This window comes from Clostridium sp. JS66 (assembly GCF_033561535.1).
GTDB classification, from domain to species: Bacteria; Bacillota; Clostridia; order Clostridiales; family Clostridiaceae; genus Clostridium_AM; species Clostridium_AM carboxidivorans.
In genome coordinates this window covers 4,463,538-4,481,498 of the sequence record NZ_CP131467.1, presented here as the reverse complement: position 1 = coordinate 4,481,498, position 17,961 = coordinate 4,463,538, and the positions used below count along the sequence as shown (strand labels likewise).

General features: G+C 29.5%; 18 protein-coding genes. 12 read left to right on the top strand and 6 right to left on the bottom strand.

The features are described 5' to 3' along the window. The first annotated feature begins 121 nt into the window (after positions 1-121). The 3 genes from Q6H37_RS20805 (at position 122) to Q6H37_RS20795 (ending at position 1,843) form a co-directional block, all read left to right on the top strand. Positions 122-580 (top strand): GNAT family N-acetyltransferase, encoded by a 459-nt coding sequence (locus Q6H37_RS20805; RefSeq protein ID WP_318736124.1) that lies wholly within the window; start codon positions 122-124, stop codon positions 578-580. Positions 581-832: 252 nt separating this feature from the next. Next, positions 833-1,294 carry a GNAT family N-acetyltransferase gene (locus Q6H37_RS20800; RefSeq protein ID WP_318736121.1) on the top strand — a complete coding sequence of 154 codons (462 nt, stop codon included), beginning with the start codon at positions 833-835 and terminating at the stop codon, positions 1,292-1,294. 24 nt (positions 1,295-1,318) lie between these two features. Beyond that, positions 1,319-1,843: an HAD-IIIA family hydrolase gene (locus Q6H37_RS20795; RefSeq protein ID WP_318736119.1), complete on the top strand. Its 525-nt coding sequence runs from the start codon at positions 1,319-1,321 to the stop codon at positions 1,841-1,843. Between the two features lie 145 nt (positions 1,844-1,988). On the opposite strand, the gene Q6H37_RS20790 is transcribed toward Q6H37_RS20795, so the two are convergent. The 4 genes from Q6H37_RS20790 to Q6H37_RS20775 all read right to left on the bottom strand — a co-directional run bounded on the left by Q6H37_RS20790 (position 1,989) and on the right by Q6H37_RS20775 (position 5,949). Then, complete coding sequence (locus Q6H37_RS20790; protein ID WP_318736117.1) at positions 1,989-2,435, bottom strand: DUF340 domain-containing protein; 447 nt, start codon at positions 2,433-2,435, stop codon at positions 1,989-1,991. Between the two features lie 2 nt (positions 2,436-2,437). Further along, a complete protein-coding gene (locus Q6H37_RS20785; RefSeq protein WP_318736114.1) occupies positions 2,438-3,250 on the bottom strand; it encodes a DUF3100 domain-containing protein in 813 nt (270 codons plus the stop codon). Positions 3,251-3,269: 19 nt separating this feature from the next. Next, positions 3,270-4,580: an amidohydrolase gene (locus Q6H37_RS20780; RefSeq protein WP_318736112.1), complete on the bottom strand. Its 1,311-nt coding sequence runs from the start codon at positions 4,578-4,580 to the stop codon at positions 3,270-3,272. Between the two features lie 682 nt (positions 4,581-5,262). Further along, positions 5,263-5,949: a DUF554 domain-containing protein gene (locus Q6H37_RS20775; RefSeq protein WP_318736110.1), complete on the bottom strand. Its 687-nt coding sequence runs from the start codon at positions 5,947-5,949 to the stop codon at positions 5,263-5,265. A 329-nt stretch (positions 5,950-6,278) separates the two neighbouring features. On the opposite strand from Q6H37_RS20775, the gene Q6H37_RS20770 reads away from it, so the two are divergent. The 5 genes from Q6H37_RS20770 to Q6H37_RS20750 all read left to right on the top strand — a co-directional run bounded on the left by Q6H37_RS20770 (position 6,279) and on the right by Q6H37_RS20750 (position 11,936). Next, positions 6,279-6,548, top strand: a complete 270-nt coding sequence (locus Q6H37_RS20770; protein WP_007064131.1) for a hypothetical protein — start codon at positions 6,279-6,281, stop codon at positions 6,546-6,548. 173 nt (positions 6,549-6,721) lie between these two features. Then, entirely contained in the window at positions 6,722-7,537 is an 816-nt protein-coding gene (locus Q6H37_RS20765) for an ABC transporter substrate-binding protein (RefSeq protein ID WP_048029852.1), read from the top strand. Between the two features lie 64 nt (positions 7,538-7,601). Next, positions 7,602-8,408, top strand: a complete 807-nt coding sequence (locus Q6H37_RS20760) for an ABC transporter substrate-binding protein (protein WP_412523946.1) — start codon at positions 7,602-7,604, stop codon at positions 8,406-8,408. A gap of 171 nt (positions 8,409-8,579) precedes the next feature. Further along, positions 8,580-10,331, top strand: coding sequence for a sigma 54-interacting transcriptional regulator (locus Q6H37_RS20755; RefSeq protein ID WP_318736100.1), 1,752 nt, complete (start codon positions 8,580-8,582; stop codon positions 10,329-10,331). 333 nt (positions 10,332-10,664) lie between these two features. Then, on the top strand, positions 10,665-11,936 hold the full coding sequence (locus Q6H37_RS20750; protein ID WP_318736098.1) for a serine dehydratase subunit alpha family protein: 1,272 nt from the start codon (positions 10,665-10,667) through the stop codon (positions 11,934-11,936). A gap of 67 nt (positions 11,937-12,003) precedes the next feature. Here the strand turns inward: Q6H37_RS20750 and safA are convergent, their stop codons facing one another. Beyond that, complete coding sequence (gene safA / locus Q6H37_RS20745; protein ID WP_318736095.1) at positions 12,004-12,624, bottom strand: SafA/ExsA family spore coat assembly protein; 621 nt, start codon at positions 12,622-12,624, stop codon at positions 12,004-12,006. A 159-nt stretch (positions 12,625-12,783) separates the two neighbouring features. Between safA and Q6H37_RS20740 the strand changes: the two genes are divergently transcribed. Continuing rightward, positions 12,784-13,338 carry a methyl-accepting chemotaxis protein gene (locus Q6H37_RS20740; RefSeq protein WP_318743092.1) on the top strand — a complete coding sequence of 185 codons (555 nt, stop codon included), beginning with the start codon at positions 12,784-12,786 and terminating at the stop codon, positions 13,336-13,338. Positions 13,339-13,586: 248 nt separating this feature from the next. On the opposite strand, the gene Q6H37_RS20735 is transcribed toward Q6H37_RS20740, so the two are convergent. Continuing rightward, entirely contained in the window at positions 13,587-14,693 is a 1,107-nt protein-coding gene (locus tag Q6H37_RS20735; RefSeq protein WP_318736094.1) for a DUF5667 domain-containing protein, read from the bottom strand. A 358-nt stretch (positions 14,694-15,051) separates the two neighbouring features. On the opposite strand from Q6H37_RS20735, the gene Q6H37_RS20730 reads away from it, so the two are divergent. The 3 genes from Q6H37_RS20730 to Q6H37_RS20720 all read left to right on the top strand — a co-directional run bounded on the left by Q6H37_RS20730 (position 15,052) and on the right by Q6H37_RS20720 (position 17,923). Further along, the gene (locus Q6H37_RS20730) at positions 15,052-16,035 is read left to right on the top strand and encodes a rod shape-determining protein (protein ID WP_318736091.1); all 984 of its coding nucleotides are present in this window, start codon (positions 15,052-15,054) and stop codon (positions 16,033-16,035) included. A gap of 34 nt (positions 16,036-16,069) precedes the next feature. Continuing rightward, a complete protein-coding gene (locus tag Q6H37_RS20725; protein ID WP_048029854.1) occupies positions 16,070-16,282 on the top strand; it encodes a (2Fe-2S)-binding protein in 213 nt (70 codons plus the stop codon). A 214-nt stretch (positions 16,283-16,496) separates the two neighbouring features. After that, positions 16,497-17,923 (top strand): IS1182 family transposase gene (locus Q6H37_RS20720; RefSeq protein WP_412523864.1). Its coding sequence is split into 2 segments (ribosomal slippage): positions 16,497-17,085 and positions 17,085-17,923, totalling 1,428 coding nucleotides; the frame shifts between segments, so codons are not numbered across the junction. The last annotated feature ends 38 nt before the right edge of the window (positions 17,924-17,961 follow it).

Below are 17,961 nucleotides of genomic sequence, written 5' to 3'. Positions count from 1 at the left end.
GTTTTATAAAAACACTGTATTATTCTTTGAATTTTGCAGTGTTTTTATAATATGATATACTTTTGATGTAGTATATAAATTTCTTTGTTGATTAACATGAATTTTTATAGGAGGAATATAGATGATACGGACAGCAACCATTAATGATATAGATAGTATTGTAAAGTTAAGAATACAATTGCTCAAAGAAGCAAAAAAGAATACTGAAAATTACAATTGGGAAAAGTATTTACAAGTGTTAAAATGTTATTATAATGAAAATTTACTAAATGAAAAGGTTGTAGCATTTTTAGATGAGGAAAACGAAAGTATTGTTGCAATGAGTATTATGTGTTTATATAATATTTCTCCGTCACTTTTCAACTTAGATGGAAAAAGGGCATTAATTACAGATATGTATACTGTTCCGAAATATAGAAATAAGGGTATAGGAAACAAACTTCTAATTAATATTATGGAATATGCAAAAAAATTAGGTTATACGAAGGTTACTTTAAATTCAACTGATGACGGTAGAAAATTATATGAAAAATATGGGTTTAAGGATATAACTGGAGAAATGTATTACAAGTTTATATGATTTTATTTGAAATTACATGCGAAGATAGGACTATTTATATAGCCCTATTTTTTTATTTCAGAAAACATTACTATTAGATCAATAAATCCTTTATTAGTTGATAACATAGGGGGCATATTTATATAAATAATTTATATAGATTATTAGAAAGATTTTGTAAGTATTACATAAAAGCACTTTTTTCAATATCTATAGCAGTAAAAGCAATAAAAAATGTAAAGTTCTAAATTATAATATATTGTGAGATGAGAATTGAGAAAAGGATGTGAAACAAACTTGATTACTATAGGTAGGGTAACATATGATGATTTAAATGATTTATCCAATTTATATGAGGAACTCTTAGGGAAAAAAGCAAACTTTGAAAAGTTCAGAGATAAGTTTGCATTGATTAATTCAGATAAGAACTATGTATTGATTGGGGCAAAGGATGATAACAACAATCTAGTTGGTTCGTTATTAGGTATTATTTGTCAGGATCTTGGTGGTGATTGCAAGCCATTTATGGTCATTGAAAATGTAATAGTAAAAAATAACTGTAGGAGAATGGGAATTGGAAAATTACTAATGAGTTTTATCGAAGGTATTGCTAGAAGAGAAGATTGTTATTTTACAATGTTAGTGTCAGCTTTTAATAGAAAAGGTGCTCATAAATTTTATGAATCTATAGGATATTGCAACGATGTTGTAAAAGGATTTAAAAAATATTTATAATAATTATTCATAGGGAGAATAAAAATGAAGGATATTATAGATGCAGTATTTATTGATAGAGATGGAACTATTGGAGGAGGATGTTCGGTAGTTTATCCAGGTGAATTTAAATTATATCCCTTTGCAAAAGAAGCTATAAAACTTTTAAAAAGTTTAGGTATAAAGATTTTTGCATTTACAAATCAACCAGGAATTTCAAGAGGGGAAAGCACAATACAAGATTTTGAAAGGGAATTGTTAGGGTTTGGGTTTGACAAGGCATATATATGTCCACATAGTGAAGATAAAAAATGTTCTTGTAGAAAGCCAAGTTCTGAATTATTAATAAGAGCTTCAAACGAATACAATATTGATTTGAAAAGATGTATTGTGATTGGTGATAGATGGAGTGATATGTTGGCAGGTAGCAATGCTGGAACAAACAAAATATTAGTTATGACAGGTGCAGGAAATGAAGCATTGGGAAAGTATAGAAGTAAATGGTCTAGTATACAGCCAGATTATATAGCAGAAAATATTTTAGATGCAGTATCATGGTTGATGTTGTGATTGGAGGTTCTTAGGTTAGATAAAATATCTATAGGCTTGGCTATTTTTATCTAGCACTTTGATAGAAGTGGAAGTGTTTACAGTAGACAGCCACCAGATAAAAATAAAACTGCCACTATTGTCATGTGGCAGTTTTGCTATATTACTAAATTTGTCCTGTAAGCTTTAATACAAGCTGTGCAACAAGAGAAGATCCTAAGAATGTACCTATAAAGGAGAGGCAGGATACTAATATGATTCTCCAGCCTGATTTAGCAAAGGATTCTAGGTCATTTCCTATGGATATACCTACATAGGCTAAAATAGGAGTTGTTAATGCTAAAAAGTTAACTTTACTAATATATGAATTTATAATAGCGGAACCTGGTACAGCAGGATATGTAATAATACATCCTAAAGTAACTACATATGCAACTGCAGGTATTTTTACTGGAATAATTTTTGCAAGCAAAATTCCTGCAATAGAAATTCCAACTAAAATCAACATACCTGGTATACTTGCTAGTATACTAGTTTTATAACCTATTAAATTTCCTACTAGAGATAATATTCCTATTAAAACTAAAATGAAAATGGAATTCTTTAGTTTCATGTTTACGCCTCCTTCTTTACCATTTGTTCATCTTCTGATGCAGGTTTTTTATATTTTATAAAATATAACTTCTTATATGCCCATTCTGTAAATGGTATTGCAATCCATAGTGAAATATATACTCCGCAAAGTCCTGAGAACATGTTACCAGCAGCACCATAGGCTACAATGGTATCTTTCATACTAGGAAACATAGCAGATAGGGAACCTACTGCTGCGGTCATCATGCTTGCACTTCCAACCCCTGATGCCATAGCTAAAGCATAAGGATGAAATGGTAAATATGCTGCAAACAAACTAGCAAGTATTCCATAAAAAATAGTGCCTAAAACTGTTCCACAAATATATACACCCATAACACCTTGACCTTCTGGACCATCTAATCCATACAAATCACTAATTAAGGCTACATTAGGCTCACGACCTATAGAATGACCTGCACCTATAGTTTCTCGCTTTAATCCAATTAAAACTGCAATAGGTACAACACAGATTACTGATCCTAAGTGTCCAAATTCTTGAAAGAATAATGCTGGACTTGATTTTATAATTTTAGGTAAAGTAGGTCCTATTGTTGTCCCATATCTTGCCATTAGGAGCATTAGAGAAATAGTGATCATTCCTTTTGCACTAAGCATATCTTTATCATTTACTACTTTTAAAAATTTAGGACTTAACATAATTCCGAAAAATAAAGCATAAAGCATTGGCAATAGTACTACAATACCAGGACCAATTTTAAATTTTATTGTTCCAATTGCTTCTGCTATAATTACTAATATAAGTGCTATAACGTGAATCTTCCAATTTTTCATTTGTTTTTCCTCCTTGCTTTTATTTATAGTACTGATCCATTGCTTTTACATACTCTTCTTTTGAGAATACAGGCTTAAAATCATCAATAACATTTTTAGCATTTTTAGCATTATTAACTAGCAAATCTACTACTGTCATAGCAAAGAATTTTGCTGGTAAAATACATGCAGCATAGTAATCTTCAACTTTAAAATCTTTTGCATGAAGACATCCACTAACGCCACCAACATAAGGGTGTATAGTAGGTATTAAGTGAGAAACATCTCCCATATCAGTAGAAGCATTGAAATGTCCCGGATTTAAAATTTTATCTTCTGGTAAAAATTCTTTACAATTTTCTTTAAATAAATTGTTTAAAGGTATAGAACAGCGAAGAGGTAAATAACCAGGAATAGTTTTTATGATAGTTTCAGCGCCTATTGCATATCCACCTGCCATTAAGGCTCTATCAACTTTTTCATTTGTTTCATTCATTGCTTTTACAGTTTTAGCTCTAACATAAGTTTCAACTCTTACATCATCAGGAACGCTGTTTACCACATCTCCACCTTTTGTAATTATAGGATGCACTCTAATAGAATCTTCATCTCTAAAGGTTTCTCTTAAAGCATTTACTCCCATTAAACCAAGCATTGCAGCATTTAAAGCATTTACACCTTCATGAGGGGCTTCTGCAGCATGAGCTGTTTTGCCTACATATTGAATTGTCTTAGCTAAAAATCCATTGCTTGATTCTCCTATACCTACTGCTGGTTCAGGAGTATTTTTTGAAGAATGCATCATCATCGCTATGTTAACATCATCAAATTCTCCTAAGGAGATTAATTCCTGTTTTCCACCAAAGAAATGAATTTTTCCTTCATCCTTAAGCTTTTGTCTATAAGCAACCTCAATACACTCTTCTGCTGGCACTGCCATAAAGGTCACATTTCCATCCAAATTATCTTCTACACCAGATAACTTTAATCCTACAGCGGAACCAATCATTGTAGCTAGTTGTAGATTATGACCACAAGCATGAGCAGCTCCAGTTGTTTTATCTGCATCTTTGTGATCTTTGCATATAACTGCATCTAATTCTCCTAGTATGGCTACATTTATTCCATTGCTCTTATTCTTTAACTTTGCTTTTACTCCAGTTAAAGCAAGTCCTTCTTTACAACTCAAGCCTATTTCACTAAAAAAGTTTGCTACTCTTTCTGCTGTTTTCTTTTCTTTAAATCCTAGTTCTGGATTTTGTCCAACTTGTTTTGCAAAGTCTATTATTTTTTCTGAATTATCATCAATAGCTTTGCATACTGCTTTTTTTATTTCGTCAATACTTTTCATTGTTGTAACTCCTTTTATATATTTAACGTTCACCCGGATGATGTCATGTAAATTATATTATTACTGAATAAGATTTTTGTCAAATTATATGCCAATTTGAAGTTATATTATCCATGTGATAATTTTTGAATAATTTCCTTGATAATTTAATATATTTTACAAATTATGTGTGTTGAAAATGACGCATTAGATTTATAATAATAGTTTAAATAAATGTAATATTTCATAATTATACATAATAACTGTTTGATATTCAACTACCATGATTATTTCATATTTATCATGTTTTGCATTACAGAATAATTATTTATAGAATAATTGTGCGATCTAATAGTAGAGTTCATAGCATAATTTATGTTTGTTAGGTATATAATTGATTTTTTAGCAGTTCTATTGATACATTTGATATATATGAAAATAAAAGTACAACCTATAAAAAGTTGTACTAGTATGTAGAAATGGATAGGAAAACGAAACAAGATTACTATGCTTGAATTTTTAGAAAATAGAATATATAAAAATCTTTCTTATTAAAATTATGCTGCTATTCATTTAAGATTATAATGCATTTAGAAAAATCCAAACTTCTACTGTATTTTTGCGTCACATTTTATAGTTATATTAGATAAAATTGCATGTGCAAAAATTGAGGTATGTAGTGCAACAGCCTATTACATAGTACTTATTTTATTACATTCATAATGATTTGATAAATAATTGGAATAAAAACTGCAGGAAGCAAATTTGCTACCTTTATTTTAGTCATGTTAAGCATGTTAAAACCTAATCCCATAATAAGAATACTTCCAACTGCAGTCATGTCTGTAATTATTGATTGCGTTAAAAGTGGCTTTAAAAAAGAAGCTGCAATGGTTATGCTGCCTTGATAAATTAGTACTGAAAATGATGAAAGAAGTACTCCAAGTCCAAGAGAAGATGCAAAAATAATAGAAACTGTACCATCTAGTATTGATTTTGCAAAAAGTATTTTATAGTTACCTGATAAGCCGCTTTCTAAGGCTCCTACTATGGCCATAGAACCTACACAAAATAATAAACTTGAAGTTACAAAACCCTGTGATATATTTGATCCCTTTCCCTTAAACTTATTTTCTATGGCATTTCCTAAACTTTCAATTCTCTTATCAATATCTACTAATTCTCCTATAAGAGCCCCCAATGCAATAGATATTATAATAAGAATAAAATTAGATGCTTTTATTGCACCAGAAATTCCTATAAAAATAGTACACAAGGATAAACCATGTATTATTGTAGTGCTTATTTTTTCAGATATACCTTTTTTTAAAACCATTCCAACAATACTTCCAACTATAATGGCAAGGAAATTCACTATAGTACCAAACATAAAAAAAACCCCCTAAAATTAATATAAATTCATTTTATCAAAAATAGATATTATTGTATACTAGCTCAATTTGCAACTTACCTTATAAAAAAATATATTAAATTGTAACATGTTTGTGACAGACTTTTAATATGATTAATTTATAAAACTGTTAATTGGTATATTTTTAGTAAATCTTTATATAAATTAAATAGTTACAGTAATATAACACTAAAAATTTTAGATAGCGATAAAAAACTTGACTATCGAACAAGTGTTCGATATAATATAAACATAAAAGAAATTTAATTTTAAAAAAATTACCCAATGAAAAAATAGGGGGATTGATTATGGATAAATATAATGTTTTTGTAAGGATTAATTATACATCAGTAGAATCTGAAAAAGAAGAAGTTAAACCTGGTGGAACTAGGGTTAATAATGGAAGAGTAAGTGGAAATAAGTATTTGATAGGTGGAGGATTTTATAATAGAAAGGGAGGAACAGTTATATTTTCTGCTAAAAATTTAGAAGAAGTAAAACATGTAACTGTAGATAAACCTCTTTTAAAAAATGCATCTATAAATTATAACGTGGCTTTTATTCCAAAAGGAATTTAAATAAAGCTTTCTCATAGTTGACTATTTTATACATTAATTAATTTTTTATGAATTGGCTGATATTACGTATCAGCTTATTTTTTTATATTTTTTAACAAAAGTTTAAGAAATGTATTGCATAATTATAAAAATAATTGTATAATTATAAAAAATAAATATTGGGGGGCATTTACATGAAAAAGAAATCAGCAGTACTTATTATAATAGCTGTTTTAGTATCACTATTAGCTGGATGTGGCAGCAGTAATGGAAGTACTAAAAGCAATGACACTAGCAAAGATAATTCATTTCAAAAAATAAAAGATGCAGGTACGTTGAAGGTAGGATTAGATGATTCCTATCCACCAATGGAATTTAGAGATGAAAAGAACAATTTAGTAGGGTTTGATATAGACCTTGGAAATGAAATAGGAAAAAAACTTGGGGTAAAAGTAGAATATATGCCAACAGATTGGAATGGCATAATTTTAGCACTTAAATCAGGAAAGTTTAATATGATACTTTCTTCATTAAGTATGACAGAGGAAAGAAAAAAGGAAATTGATTTTGCAGGTCCTTATCTTGAAGGTGGACAGATAATAGCTGTTAAAAAATCTAATAATGATATAAAATCATCAGCAGATTTAAAAGGTAAAACTGTAGGTTGTCAGCTTGGTTCTACTGGAGAGCAAGCAGCTAATAAGATTCAAGGAATCAAGGAACTTAAAAAATATGATAAAGGTACTGAAGCTTTTCATGATTTAGCTATAGGAAGAGTTGAAGCTGTAATTATGGATGGTCAAGTTGGCGGATACTATAATAAAAAAGATGGCGATGCTTTTAAAATTTTAGGTGAAAAGCTAACTAAAGAACCAGAAGGAATAGGAATTAAAAAAGAAGATAAAGAGCTTAAAGAAAAATTACAAAAAGCTTTAGATGAACTAAAACAGGATGGAACTCTTTCAAAACTTTCAATAAAATGGTTTGGATATGATGTATATAAAAAGTAAAAAATATATTTAGTAAAGAATTTATTATGATAATACATTTCAAGGGAGGATACAAATTATGAATATGAAAAAAATATCAGCATTAGTTTTAACAGCAGTAATGACTATGTCCTTATTTGCAGGATGCGGAAAATCTAACAGTGGTACATCCACTACTCAAAAAACAGACAATTCTCTTCAAAAAGTAAAGGATGCAGGGGTTTTAAAGATAGGATTGGATGATTCTTATCCACCAATGGAATTTAGAGATGAGAAAAATGAATTAGCTGGTTTTGATATAGATATGGGAAAAGAATTGGCTAAAAAATTAGGTGTTAAATATGAACCTGTAACTACAGATTTTAATGGAATAGTATTAGCACTTAAATCAGGAAAATTTGATGCCATAATAGCAGCTATGAGTATTACAGATGAAAGAAAGAAGGAAATAGATTTTGTAGGACCTTATATAGATGGTGGTCAGATAATTGTAGTTAAAAATAGCAGCACTATCCAAGGAAAGGCAGATTTAAAAGGAAAAACACTAGCAGCTCAATTAGGATCAACAGGAGAACAAGCAGCTAATAAAATTGAAGGAGCTAAAGAAGTTAAAAAATATGATAAAGTAACAGAAGCTTTTCATGACTTATCAATAGGAAGAGTAGATGCTTTAATAGTTGATGGTCAAGTTGGAGGATATTATACTAAGAAGGAAGCTGGAACTTACAAAATACTTACTGAAAAATTAACTAAAGAGCCAGAAGGAATAGGTGTTAAAAAGGAAAATAAAGAACTTAAAGATGCATTGCAAAAAGCTTTAGATGAATTAAAGAAGGATGGAACTCTTTCAAAACTTTCAATGAAGTGGTTTGGATATGATATATACAAATAAAGTGAATTAAATAATGAATGTTTGAGCTATTGGATATTGGTATCTTGATTTTTTAGTCAAGATACACATATTCCAATAGCTTATTTTTGTTTAAAATAAGTGTTATACTATTTATAAATATTAGGTATTCTCAAAGTACATAAATTATGCTGTTAGGAGGTGGGAAATCTTATGATGGGCCAAATTAAAGATGAGCTTCAAGAAATTGCTGAAACCATAAAGGCTGTAATTGGCATTGATATAACTATTATGGATAAAAACCTATTGCGAATAGCAGGAACGGGAAAATTTAAAGCTAAAATTGGATTTCAAGGACCTGAGAATTCTGTGTTTCAAAAATGTATTATCACAGGTAAGCCTTATTTTATTGAAAATCCTAAGTTGTGTAGTGAATGTACAATATGTAGTTTCAGGGAAGAATGTGATGAAAAAGCAGAAATTTGTTTTCCAATCATAATTGAAGATAAAGTAGAAGCCGTTATAGGTATGATTATTTTTCAAGATGAACAAAAGGAAGCTTTTCTAGAAAAACAGGATATTTATAAAGATTTTGAGAAGAGATTAGGGGAACTTATATCATCTAGAATGAGAGAAAAAACTTTTAATAACAAACTGGAATATAAGTCAAAGGAGCTTTTAACTGTAATTAACTCTGTAAATGAAGGAATAATTATAATAGATAAAGAAAACAAGATATTAAATTTAAATACATATATTGTAGATAAATTTAATATAAAATTTTCAGATATAATTGGAAAAAACATAAATTACATACTTCCAAATAAGTATGTAAATAAATTTGTCAAAGCAAAGTATTCATTAGAGGAAGAATCTGTAGGGGTAAGTAAAGGAAGCTTAAGATATAATTTTCTTGTAACTTGTAAATCAATAAAAGTAAATAATAAAATTTCAGGAGCTGTAATAACCTTCAAAGATTTTAATAAATTGCAGCAATCCGTATTGAAAATCAGTGGAAATCATTCTGTATTTACTTTTGAGAATGTTATTGGTGACAGCAGTGTATTTGCCAGTGTGAAGGAGCAGGCAAGGCATATAGCAAAACAAAATGTACCCGTGTTGCTTTTAGGGGAAAGCGGTACTGGTAAAGAGCTTTTTGCAAGAGCTATTCATTTTGAAAGTGAAAGAAAAAATGAAATATTTATGGCTATAAATTGTGGAGCAATACCAGATAGTTTAGTGGAAAGTGAACTATTTGGATATGAAAAGGGAGCTTTTACTGGAGCTAACACCAATGGTAAAATGGGAAAGTTTGAAATAGCTAAAGATGGAACTATATTTTTAGATGAAATAGGAGATCTTCCACTTCATATGCAGGTTAAGCTTTTAAGAGTACTTGAAGACAAAGAGCTTATTAGAGTAGGAGGAATAAATACCATAAAAGTTAATCCTAGAATTGTAGCGGCTACTCATAAAAATTTATATAAAATGGTAGAAAGAAATGAATTTAGAAGGGATTTGTTTTATAGGTTAAATGTTATACCTATAAATATTCCTGCATTAAGAGAAAGACCTTCGGATATTTTAAAACTGTCTATGTACTTCTTAAATAGGTATAATAAAATATATAATAAAGAAATAAAAGGCTTTTCAGAATCAGCTCGAAATGCTTTAATAACATATTTGTGGCCAGGAAATGTAAGAGAATTACAAAATTTGATTGAGTATGCCATTAACTTTGAAAATTCTCAATATATAACTGTAGAAACAATTAGAAAGAGAATGACAGGAGATAAAGATTTATCTATAGAAAATAGAGGACTTAAGGAAATGGTAGATGAATATGAGAAGAAAATAATAAGTAAATTTATAGAGTATTATGGATGTGACACGGATTCAAAAAAAATGATAGCAAAAAAGTTAAAAATAAGTACTGCAACATTGTATAGAAAATTAGAAGAATAAATAATTCTTCTCAAAAACAATAATTTATTATCATTTTTGAGAAATGATAAGTATAATATTTTAATATTTCAGAATTCACAATGCTTAGAGCAAATTGACTAATTATTTAGATAAATTCGAATTTCATTTCAATTAAATTTAAGGTAATAAAGAAATTGTGGTATTTTTAATTCTTATTTTTGCGAAAATAAATAGTGTAAAGATTTAAAAATATATAAATTAATATCTCCTAAATGTTGAAAATGCCCAATTGTCATATTTTTTAATAAATAAAAAAAGTATGGCATGGTATTTGCTTAGCATATAAGCATAAACATTAGGAGGTATTTTAGTATGAAAAATGATGAATTATTAGTAAGCATTTTAAAAGATCAAGTGGTACCAGCTCTTGGATGCACAGAACCAACTGCCGTTGCTTATGCTGCAGCTATGGCTAAAGAAGTACTGGGAGAACAGGTAGAATCACTAGATATTTATGTAGATAGAAATATTTTAAAAAATGGAAAAGAAGTAGGAATACCAGGAACTAGTGAAAAGGGTAATGTGGTTGCAGCTGCATTAGCTTTAATTGTAGGAAAATCAGAATATAAACTTGAAGTTTTAAAGGAAGTTACAAATGAAAGCTTGGATGAAGCATTAAAATTAATAGATAAAAAAATGATCAATTTACATTTAAAGAAAGATGTTTCAGGCCTTTATATTGAAATATCAGCTAAGGGGAAAAATAATACTTCAAGAGTAGTTATAAAGAAAACACATCTAAATGTAGTATTGGTAGAGAAAAATGGTGAATGCATTTCTAAAAAGGATGAAAAGGAAGAAGCTGCAAAACCTTCTTTGAGAGATAGAATACGAGAATTTACGGTAGCTGACATGAAGGAATTTGTAGATACAGTAGATTATAGTGAAATAGAGTTTATAAATGAAGGAATAGTAATGAATAAAAGGGTTGGTGAAGACGATTTAAAATATAACCTAGGAATAGGTATTGGAAACATGCTTAATGAAGGCAAAGAAAATTTAGAAGCTTATGCTAAAGCTATAACTTCAGCAGCTTCAGAAGCTAGAATGACAGGACATCCTTTACCTGTTATGAGCAGTGCAGGAAGTGGAAATCATGGATTAGTAGCTATACTTCCTATAGCAGTTATAGGAGAAGGTGAAAAAATAGAAAGAGAAAAAATAGTTAGAGCTGTAGCTTTAAGCCATTTAGTAACTGTTTATATAAAAAGTTATACAGGAGCATTATCACCAGTATGTGGTTGTGGTGTAGCTGCAGGAGTAGGTGCAGCAGCAGGACTTACTTACTTGTGGGGTGGAAGCTTAAAACAAATAGAAGGAGCAATTAAGAATATGTCTGCAGGTATTACAGGTATGATTTGTGATGGAGCTAAAATAGGATGCTCTTATAAGCTTTCAATATCAGTAACAGCAGCATTAGATGCAGCTAAAATGGCAATGAAAAATATATTCATACCATGTAATGATGGAATACTAGATAAGTCAGCAGAGAAGACAATTCAAAATTTAGGAAGAGTATCTAATGAAGGAATGTCTAATACTGATGATGTAATTTTAGATGTAATGATGAAAGTATGTAGTTAAAAATCATATTTATAACTCAACTTTCACAGTTTGAATAGATTTCAATTTGTGAAAGTTGAGTATTTAATTAGTACATAGGTTTTATGAACATTTGAGTCCAATAACATTGACCATTTGCATTTTTTGCTAGTCCTACACCTATTTCATTATAGGAAGGGTTTAAAATATTACTTCTATGGCCTGGAGAATTCATCCAGGAATTCATAACTTCTTCAGCAGTTCTTTGACCCATAGCTATATTTTCACCAGCTGCAGAAAACTTTATGCCAAAATTTTCTATCATATTAAATGGAGAACCATAAGTTGGTGATGTATGTGAAAAGTAATTTTTATTTATCATATCCTGAGACTTATATCTTGCAATTCTTGAAAGTTCCCAATTAGTTTTAAAAGGCTGCAAACCAACCTTTGATCTTTCTGCATTTACCAAGGATATAACTTTATTCTCGATAGTTTTTATATCTTGAATATTTGGTATAGTAAGCTTTTGTCCTGGTATAATCATAGCAGGATTTTTAACTTGAGGGTTTAAAGATATAATTTCACTTAAACCAACTTCAAACTTTACTGCAATTTTCCACATACTATCTCCTGGAACTACAGTATAAGTTGCATTTTCAGCATGAACTTTACCACATCCCAGCAGTAGAAATAGGAATGTACTTAATGTAATTAACTTCTTTTTCAAAAAAATCACCTACCTTCATTTATATATTTTGAATATAGGCGAGTTTTTATGGCATGTATATAGTGTAAATAATGCCAGCAGAAAACTCAATTAAGCATAATTTGTTTGGAAATACAAATATATTGTATAAAAATTTTTGGCTTTGTATTATAATAGTATATTGTAACAATAATAAGTAGTAGTTTCGAAGCAACTGCTAAATCCAATAGAGATGTGGCTAAGCAAATAAAAAGATTGTCTGAAAAGTCTAATGAAATTAGTATTATAACAGAAACTATAACGTCAATAACAGAGCAGACAAATCTTTTGGCTTTAAATGCTAGTATTGAAGCAGCACGTGCAGGAGAAGCAGGAAAAGGCTTTGCTGTAGTTGCCGGTGAAGTTAAAGATTTAGCAGAACAATCTGAAGAATCTGCGCTTAGAATAAGTAAGGTTATAACTGAAATAAAGGAAAATATAAGCCAGCTTTTAAATAAAATGGAGAACACAGTCGTACTTGGTAAAAATGTTGATGAGGCTATGGGATTAACAAATGAAACCTTTAAAAAAATATATAATTCCATAGATAAATTAGAGGAAAGTGTTCTAACTGTAGACAGTTCGTTGAAGCAAATGAATAAGCATAAGGATTCAGTTTTATCGCAAATACAAAATGTAAATTCTGTATCTCAAGAAATAGCAGCAACTACAGAAGAGGTAAATGCTTCTGTTTAAGAGCAAGAGTCAGGGCTTGAAAAGGTAGTAAAGGCAGCAGGAGAACTAGAAAATCTTGCTAGTGGACTAAATTTATTAGTGGATAAATTTAACATTTAAAAGTAAAATTATTATATAAAATTCATTAAGGGAAGTTAACTAACTTCCCTTAAAAATGTATAATAATTAAAGTTCAGATTGAGTCCTAAAAATTGTGTAGTAAATATGATAGATTGGTCATATCACTTATTGTCTATTTATTATAGTTTTTAATGATTAGAATTATGTTTATTTGCTGAATTATTTTCTTTATTATGGCCTTGATTTTCTTTTACATCAGTTTCTTTACTATTTTTAATCTCCTGACCTTTATTTTCTTTTACTTTTACATTGGTTTCAGTGCTAGTTGTAGCCTTAGCATCAGTTGTTGTAACAGTGGTATTGCTGTTAGCAGTACCTTGAGTAGTAGTGTTAGTAGTATTATCAGTAGTGTTAGTAGTGGTACTTGTATTTTCATTAGTTGTAGTAGGTTCAGGTGTTGTACTAGTATCTTCTGAAGTAGTATTATTTGTGGAATTTGATGTATCCTTAGTTTGTTCCTTTTTAGCTTGTTTTTTTAGTTGACCAACTCCACCTTTCATGGCTTCTTTTTTTACTGCAATTGCTTTAGTGAATTTTTCATTTTCAGCAGCTAGAGCTGTTTGAGCTTGTTTTAAAGCATCTTCAGCAGCTTTTATTGCCTGCTCATCACCAGCTTTTTTAGCTTGATCTAATTTAGTTTCAGCTTCTTTTAATGATTTTTTAGCTTGAAGTAATATTTGTTTTTCTTTAGCAGCTGCTATTATGGCTTCCTTTTTTCTTGTTTGCATTTCTATGACTTGTGCCAAAGTTACCTTGGCATTTCCAGAAACTTTGTTTTCTATACTTTTTAAGACTTCTATAGATTTCATTTGTGTATTTGTTATTGATGTTTTTAATTTTTCTAGTTTTTCTAATTTGTCAGCATCATCAGTAGTGTTAGTAGATGCTTTATCTACAGCATCATCTATTTTGTCTTGAGCTTCAGTGATTTTATCATTATATTCATTTAATGTTTTAGATGAAAGATCAGTGTTTTTCTTATCAGTCATTAATTCACTTTCACCAAGTCTTTCTTCTGCTACATCTGCTAAGGCTTCAGCCTTTTTATCATCTCCAGAAGCCATACTGATTTTTAAGTTATCTAAAGTTTTATCAATAGAATATAATACAGTATTGTCAGGTGTTATACCTGCTTTATCTGTAAATGTTGCAGTGCTAGTGTCTGCTAAAGCTACTCCTCCCCCTATACTTAATGATACAGCTAGAGCTGTTACAAATAATGCTATCTTTTTCATGTGTATTATTCCTCCTCGAAATTGTTTATTATATTGTTTTCATAGATATATACGGCATACATTTTAATTTTTAAGGGGGTAGACAAAAAAATATATTAGAATCTGTAAAAGTATTTTATATTAATTAATTCTCCTATTTGTAATTATAATGAAATTATTAAAATATAATTGAATATAATCCAGTTGATGTAATAATGTGAATTATTTGTACGTTGAAAGCAGACAAATGAAGATATATACTGTAAAAAAAGTAATCTTAGGAAGACTTCATGAAAAATAGAAGTCTATTTTTCTACATATTATCATCAATAGCATCTAAAAAAGAAAGATCTATTGTAAATTTGAAAGGAGAATTTTGATGAGATTTTTTATAAAGTCTAAGGATATAGGAATAGATTTAGGAACATCAAATACTTTATTGTATGTAAAAGGAGAAGGTGTTATATTAGAAGAGCCTTCAGTAGTAGCTATAAATACTACAAATAGACAAGTTTTAGCAGTTGGCGCAGATGCTAAGGATATGATAGGAAGAACGCCAAAAGGCATTGAAACTATTCGACCCTTAAAGGATGGGGTAATTGCTAACTTTGATTTGACACAGCAAATGTTAAAAAAGTTTATTGAAAAGATTAATGGTAAAGGTGTTTTTAAAAGTTCCAAAATTGCAATTTCCCATCCTTCAGGAATTACTGAGGTTGAAAAGAAGGCTATTAATGAAGTAATAAATCAAATGGGTGTACGTAAGATTATGCTGGTTGAAGAATCTGTAGCTGCTGCTATAGGAGCAGGATTACCTGTGAATGAGCCAGTTGGTAACATGATTATTGATATAGGAGGAGGTACTACAGAGATAGCAGTCATTTCTCTTCAGGGAATTGTTACAAGTAAAACATTAAGAGTTGCAGGAGATGAGTTAGACGAAACAATTATTGATTATGTAAAAAGAAAGTTTAATCTAATTATAGGAGAAAGAACAGCAGAGAAAATTAAAATAGAACTAGGTTCTGTCTATGTAGATGAAGAAGAAAGAAATATGGAGATAAGAGGAATAGATTTGGCAACTGGACTTCCGAAGGCTGTCACTATCATAGATAGTGAAATACGAGAAGTTTTGAAAGAGCCTGTAGCTTTAATAATTGAAGCAATTAAAGCCACCATTGAACAAACTCCACCAGAGCTTGCAGCAGATATAATGGACAAGGGTATAATGCTTTCAGGCGGAGGAGCACTTCTAAAAGGCTTAGATAAACTTATATATAGCGAATTAAATATACCTTCATATATTGCAGAAAACCCTCTTCAGTGTGTTGTTCTTGGTGCAGGTAAAAGTTTGGATATGTAAAAATATATATTAAATGTTTAAAGGAGATACTTCAATGGAACAAAATTTAAATGAAAAAATTAAAGATAAACTTACTAAAGTGTGCTTATGCAAGGCTATATCAAGAGCCTCTATCAAGAATGCAATAAATAGTGGTGCCACTTCTGTTGAAGAAGTTAAAAAAATTACAGGTGCTGGTACTGGATCTTGTAATGGAAAAAGGTGTGAGCATAAAATTCAAGCATTAATAGATCAATTAACAAAGTAAAGTAAGAAAGAGTTTTGTTAATAAGATATGTAAAAAATCCTATAATTTAAATTATAGGATTTTTTACAGGCTGTTGATAAACATATTTTGTCAGCAGCTCTTTTAATTTTTTGCCCGATAGGGATTTTTTTGATTCAAAAAGGATTTTCTGTATAAATGTCGAATATATAATATAGATAAAATTAACCCGATAGGGTTTTTACGGAGGTAATATATGCTTACAAATAATTCAGAAAAACAAAATGAATTAGAATTAGTTTATATAGAAAATTTAGTTCCCAAAAACCATATCCTTAGAAAAATAGATAAATATATTGATTTTTCTTTTATAAGAGAACTAATAAAAGATTTATATTGTCACAATAATGGTAGGCCATCAGTAGATCCAGTAGTCTTATTTAAAATGCTTTTTATTGGATATCTATTTGGTATACGTTCAGAACGTCAGCTTGTTAAAGATATTGAAGTTAATGTAGCTTATAGATGGTTTTTGGGATATAATCTTACAGATAAAATTCCAAGTCATTCAACTATAAGTCAAAATAGAATAGCAAGATTTAAAGATACCAATATATATCAAAAGATATTTGATAATATTGTACTTCAAGCTATAAATAAAAAATTAGTAGATGGTAAAATTTTATACACAGATTCAACTCACTTAAAAGCTAACGCTAATAAAAATAAGTTTACTAAAGAAATAATTACTCAGTCAACTAAAGGATATCTTGAACAACTGGAAAAAGATATTGATAAAGATAGAATAGAACATGGAAAAAAACCTTTAAAAAAAAAGAAAAAATAGCTGAAACTAAAGAAATAAAAGTAAGCACTACAGATCCTGAAAGTGGATACATGGTTAGAGAAGGTAAACCGAAAGGTTTCTTCTATTTGGATCATAGAACAGTAGATGGCAAATACAATATAATAACTGATGTCTACGTAACTCCAGGAAATATTAATGATGTAGATCCTTATATTGATAGATTAAAAACACAAATAGAAAAGTTTAATTTTCACACAAAATATGTAGTTGCTGATGCTGGTTATTCAACTAATCCAATTTGTAAAAAACTTTCTGAGAAAAGTTATAAGGCCGTTTTAGGCTTTAGACTAGGACCGCACGTTAAAGGCAAATTTACAAAATATAGATTTCAGTATGTTAAAGATTTAGATGGTTATGTTTGTGAAAATAAGTACCTATTAAAATATAAAACAACCAATAGACAAGGCTATAAAGAATATGTTAGTAATTCAGATAATTGTACAAACTGTAAATATAGAGATAAATGTTTAACTTCAGATAAAGCAAGCTTTAGAACTATTAGACGCCATGTTTGGGAGGACTATAAAGAAGAAGTTTTTAAGTTTACCAAGACAGAAAAAGGAAAAAGTATATATAATAGACGAAAAGAAAAAATTGAGCGTAGCTTTGCAGATTCAAAAAATCTTCATGGTCTACGCTATGCTCGTTTGCGTGGAATCAAAAAAGTTTCTGAACAATGCCTACTTACGGCAGCAGTTCAGAATATGAAAAAGATAGCCAGAGTGCTATCGCACATTTTTTTGATTTTACGAAACAACTATTTACAAATATTTGAAGATGTTGATATTTTCTATAAATACTACCGCATAAATTAGAATCGATAATTTTACCCAGCACTTTTAAAAGTGCTGGG

Excerpts from the sequence above, each read along its gene's own strand:
- Q6H37_RS20750 (WP_318736098.1), top strand. The coding sequence starts at position 10,665 with ATGAAAAATGATGAATTATTAGTAAGCATTTTAAAAGATCAAGTGGTA.
- Q6H37_RS20805 (WP_318736124.1), top strand. The coding sequence starts at position 122 with ATGATACGGACAGCAACCATTAATGATATAGATAGTATTGTAAAGTTA.
- Q6H37_RS20785 (WP_318736114.1), bottom strand. The coding sequence starts at position 3,250 with ATGAAAAATTGGAAGATTCACGTTATAGCACTTATATTAGTAATTATA.
- Q6H37_RS20765 (WP_048029852.1), top strand. The coding sequence starts at position 6,722 with ATGAAAAAGAAATCAGCAGTACTTATTATAATAGCTGTTTTAGTATCA.
- Q6H37_RS20725 (WP_048029854.1), top strand. The coding sequence starts at position 16,070 with ATGGAACAAAATTTAAATGAAAAAATTAAAGATAAACTTACTAAAGTG.
- Q6H37_RS20790 (WP_318736117.1), bottom strand. The coding sequence starts at position 2,435 with ATGAAACTAAAGAATTCCATTTTCATTTTAGTTTTAATAGGAATATTA.
- Q6H37_RS20760 (WP_412523946.1), top strand. The coding sequence starts at position 7,602 with ATGAAAAAAATATCAGCATTAGTTTTAACAGCAGTAATGACTATGTCC.
- Q6H37_RS20795 (WP_318736119.1), top strand. The coding sequence starts at position 1,319 with ATGAAGGATATTATAGATGCAGTATTTATTGATAGAGATGGAACTATT.
- Q6H37_RS20770 (WP_007064131.1), top strand. The coding sequence starts at position 6,279 with ATGGATAAATATAATGTTTTTGTAAGGATTAATTATACATCAGTAGAA.
- Q6H37_RS20780 (WP_318736112.1), bottom strand. The coding sequence starts at position 4,580 with ATGAAAAGTATTGACGAAATAAAAAAAGCAGTATGCAAAGCTATTGAT.
- Q6H37_RS20730 (WP_318736091.1), top strand. The coding sequence starts at position 15,052 with ATGAGATTTTTTATAAAGTCTAAGGATATAGGAATAGATTTAGGAACA.
- Q6H37_RS20775 (WP_318736110.1), bottom strand. The coding sequence starts at position 5,949 with ATGTTTGGTACTATAGTGAATTTCCTTGCCATTATAGTTGGAAGTATT.
- Q6H37_RS20735 (WP_318736094.1), bottom strand. The coding sequence starts at position 14,693 with ATGAAAAAGATAGCATTATTTGTAACAGCTCTAGCTGTATCATTAAGT.
- Q6H37_RS20755 (WP_318736100.1), top strand. The coding sequence starts at position 8,580 with ATGATGGGCCAAATTAAAGATGAGCTTCAAGAAATTGCTGAAACCATA.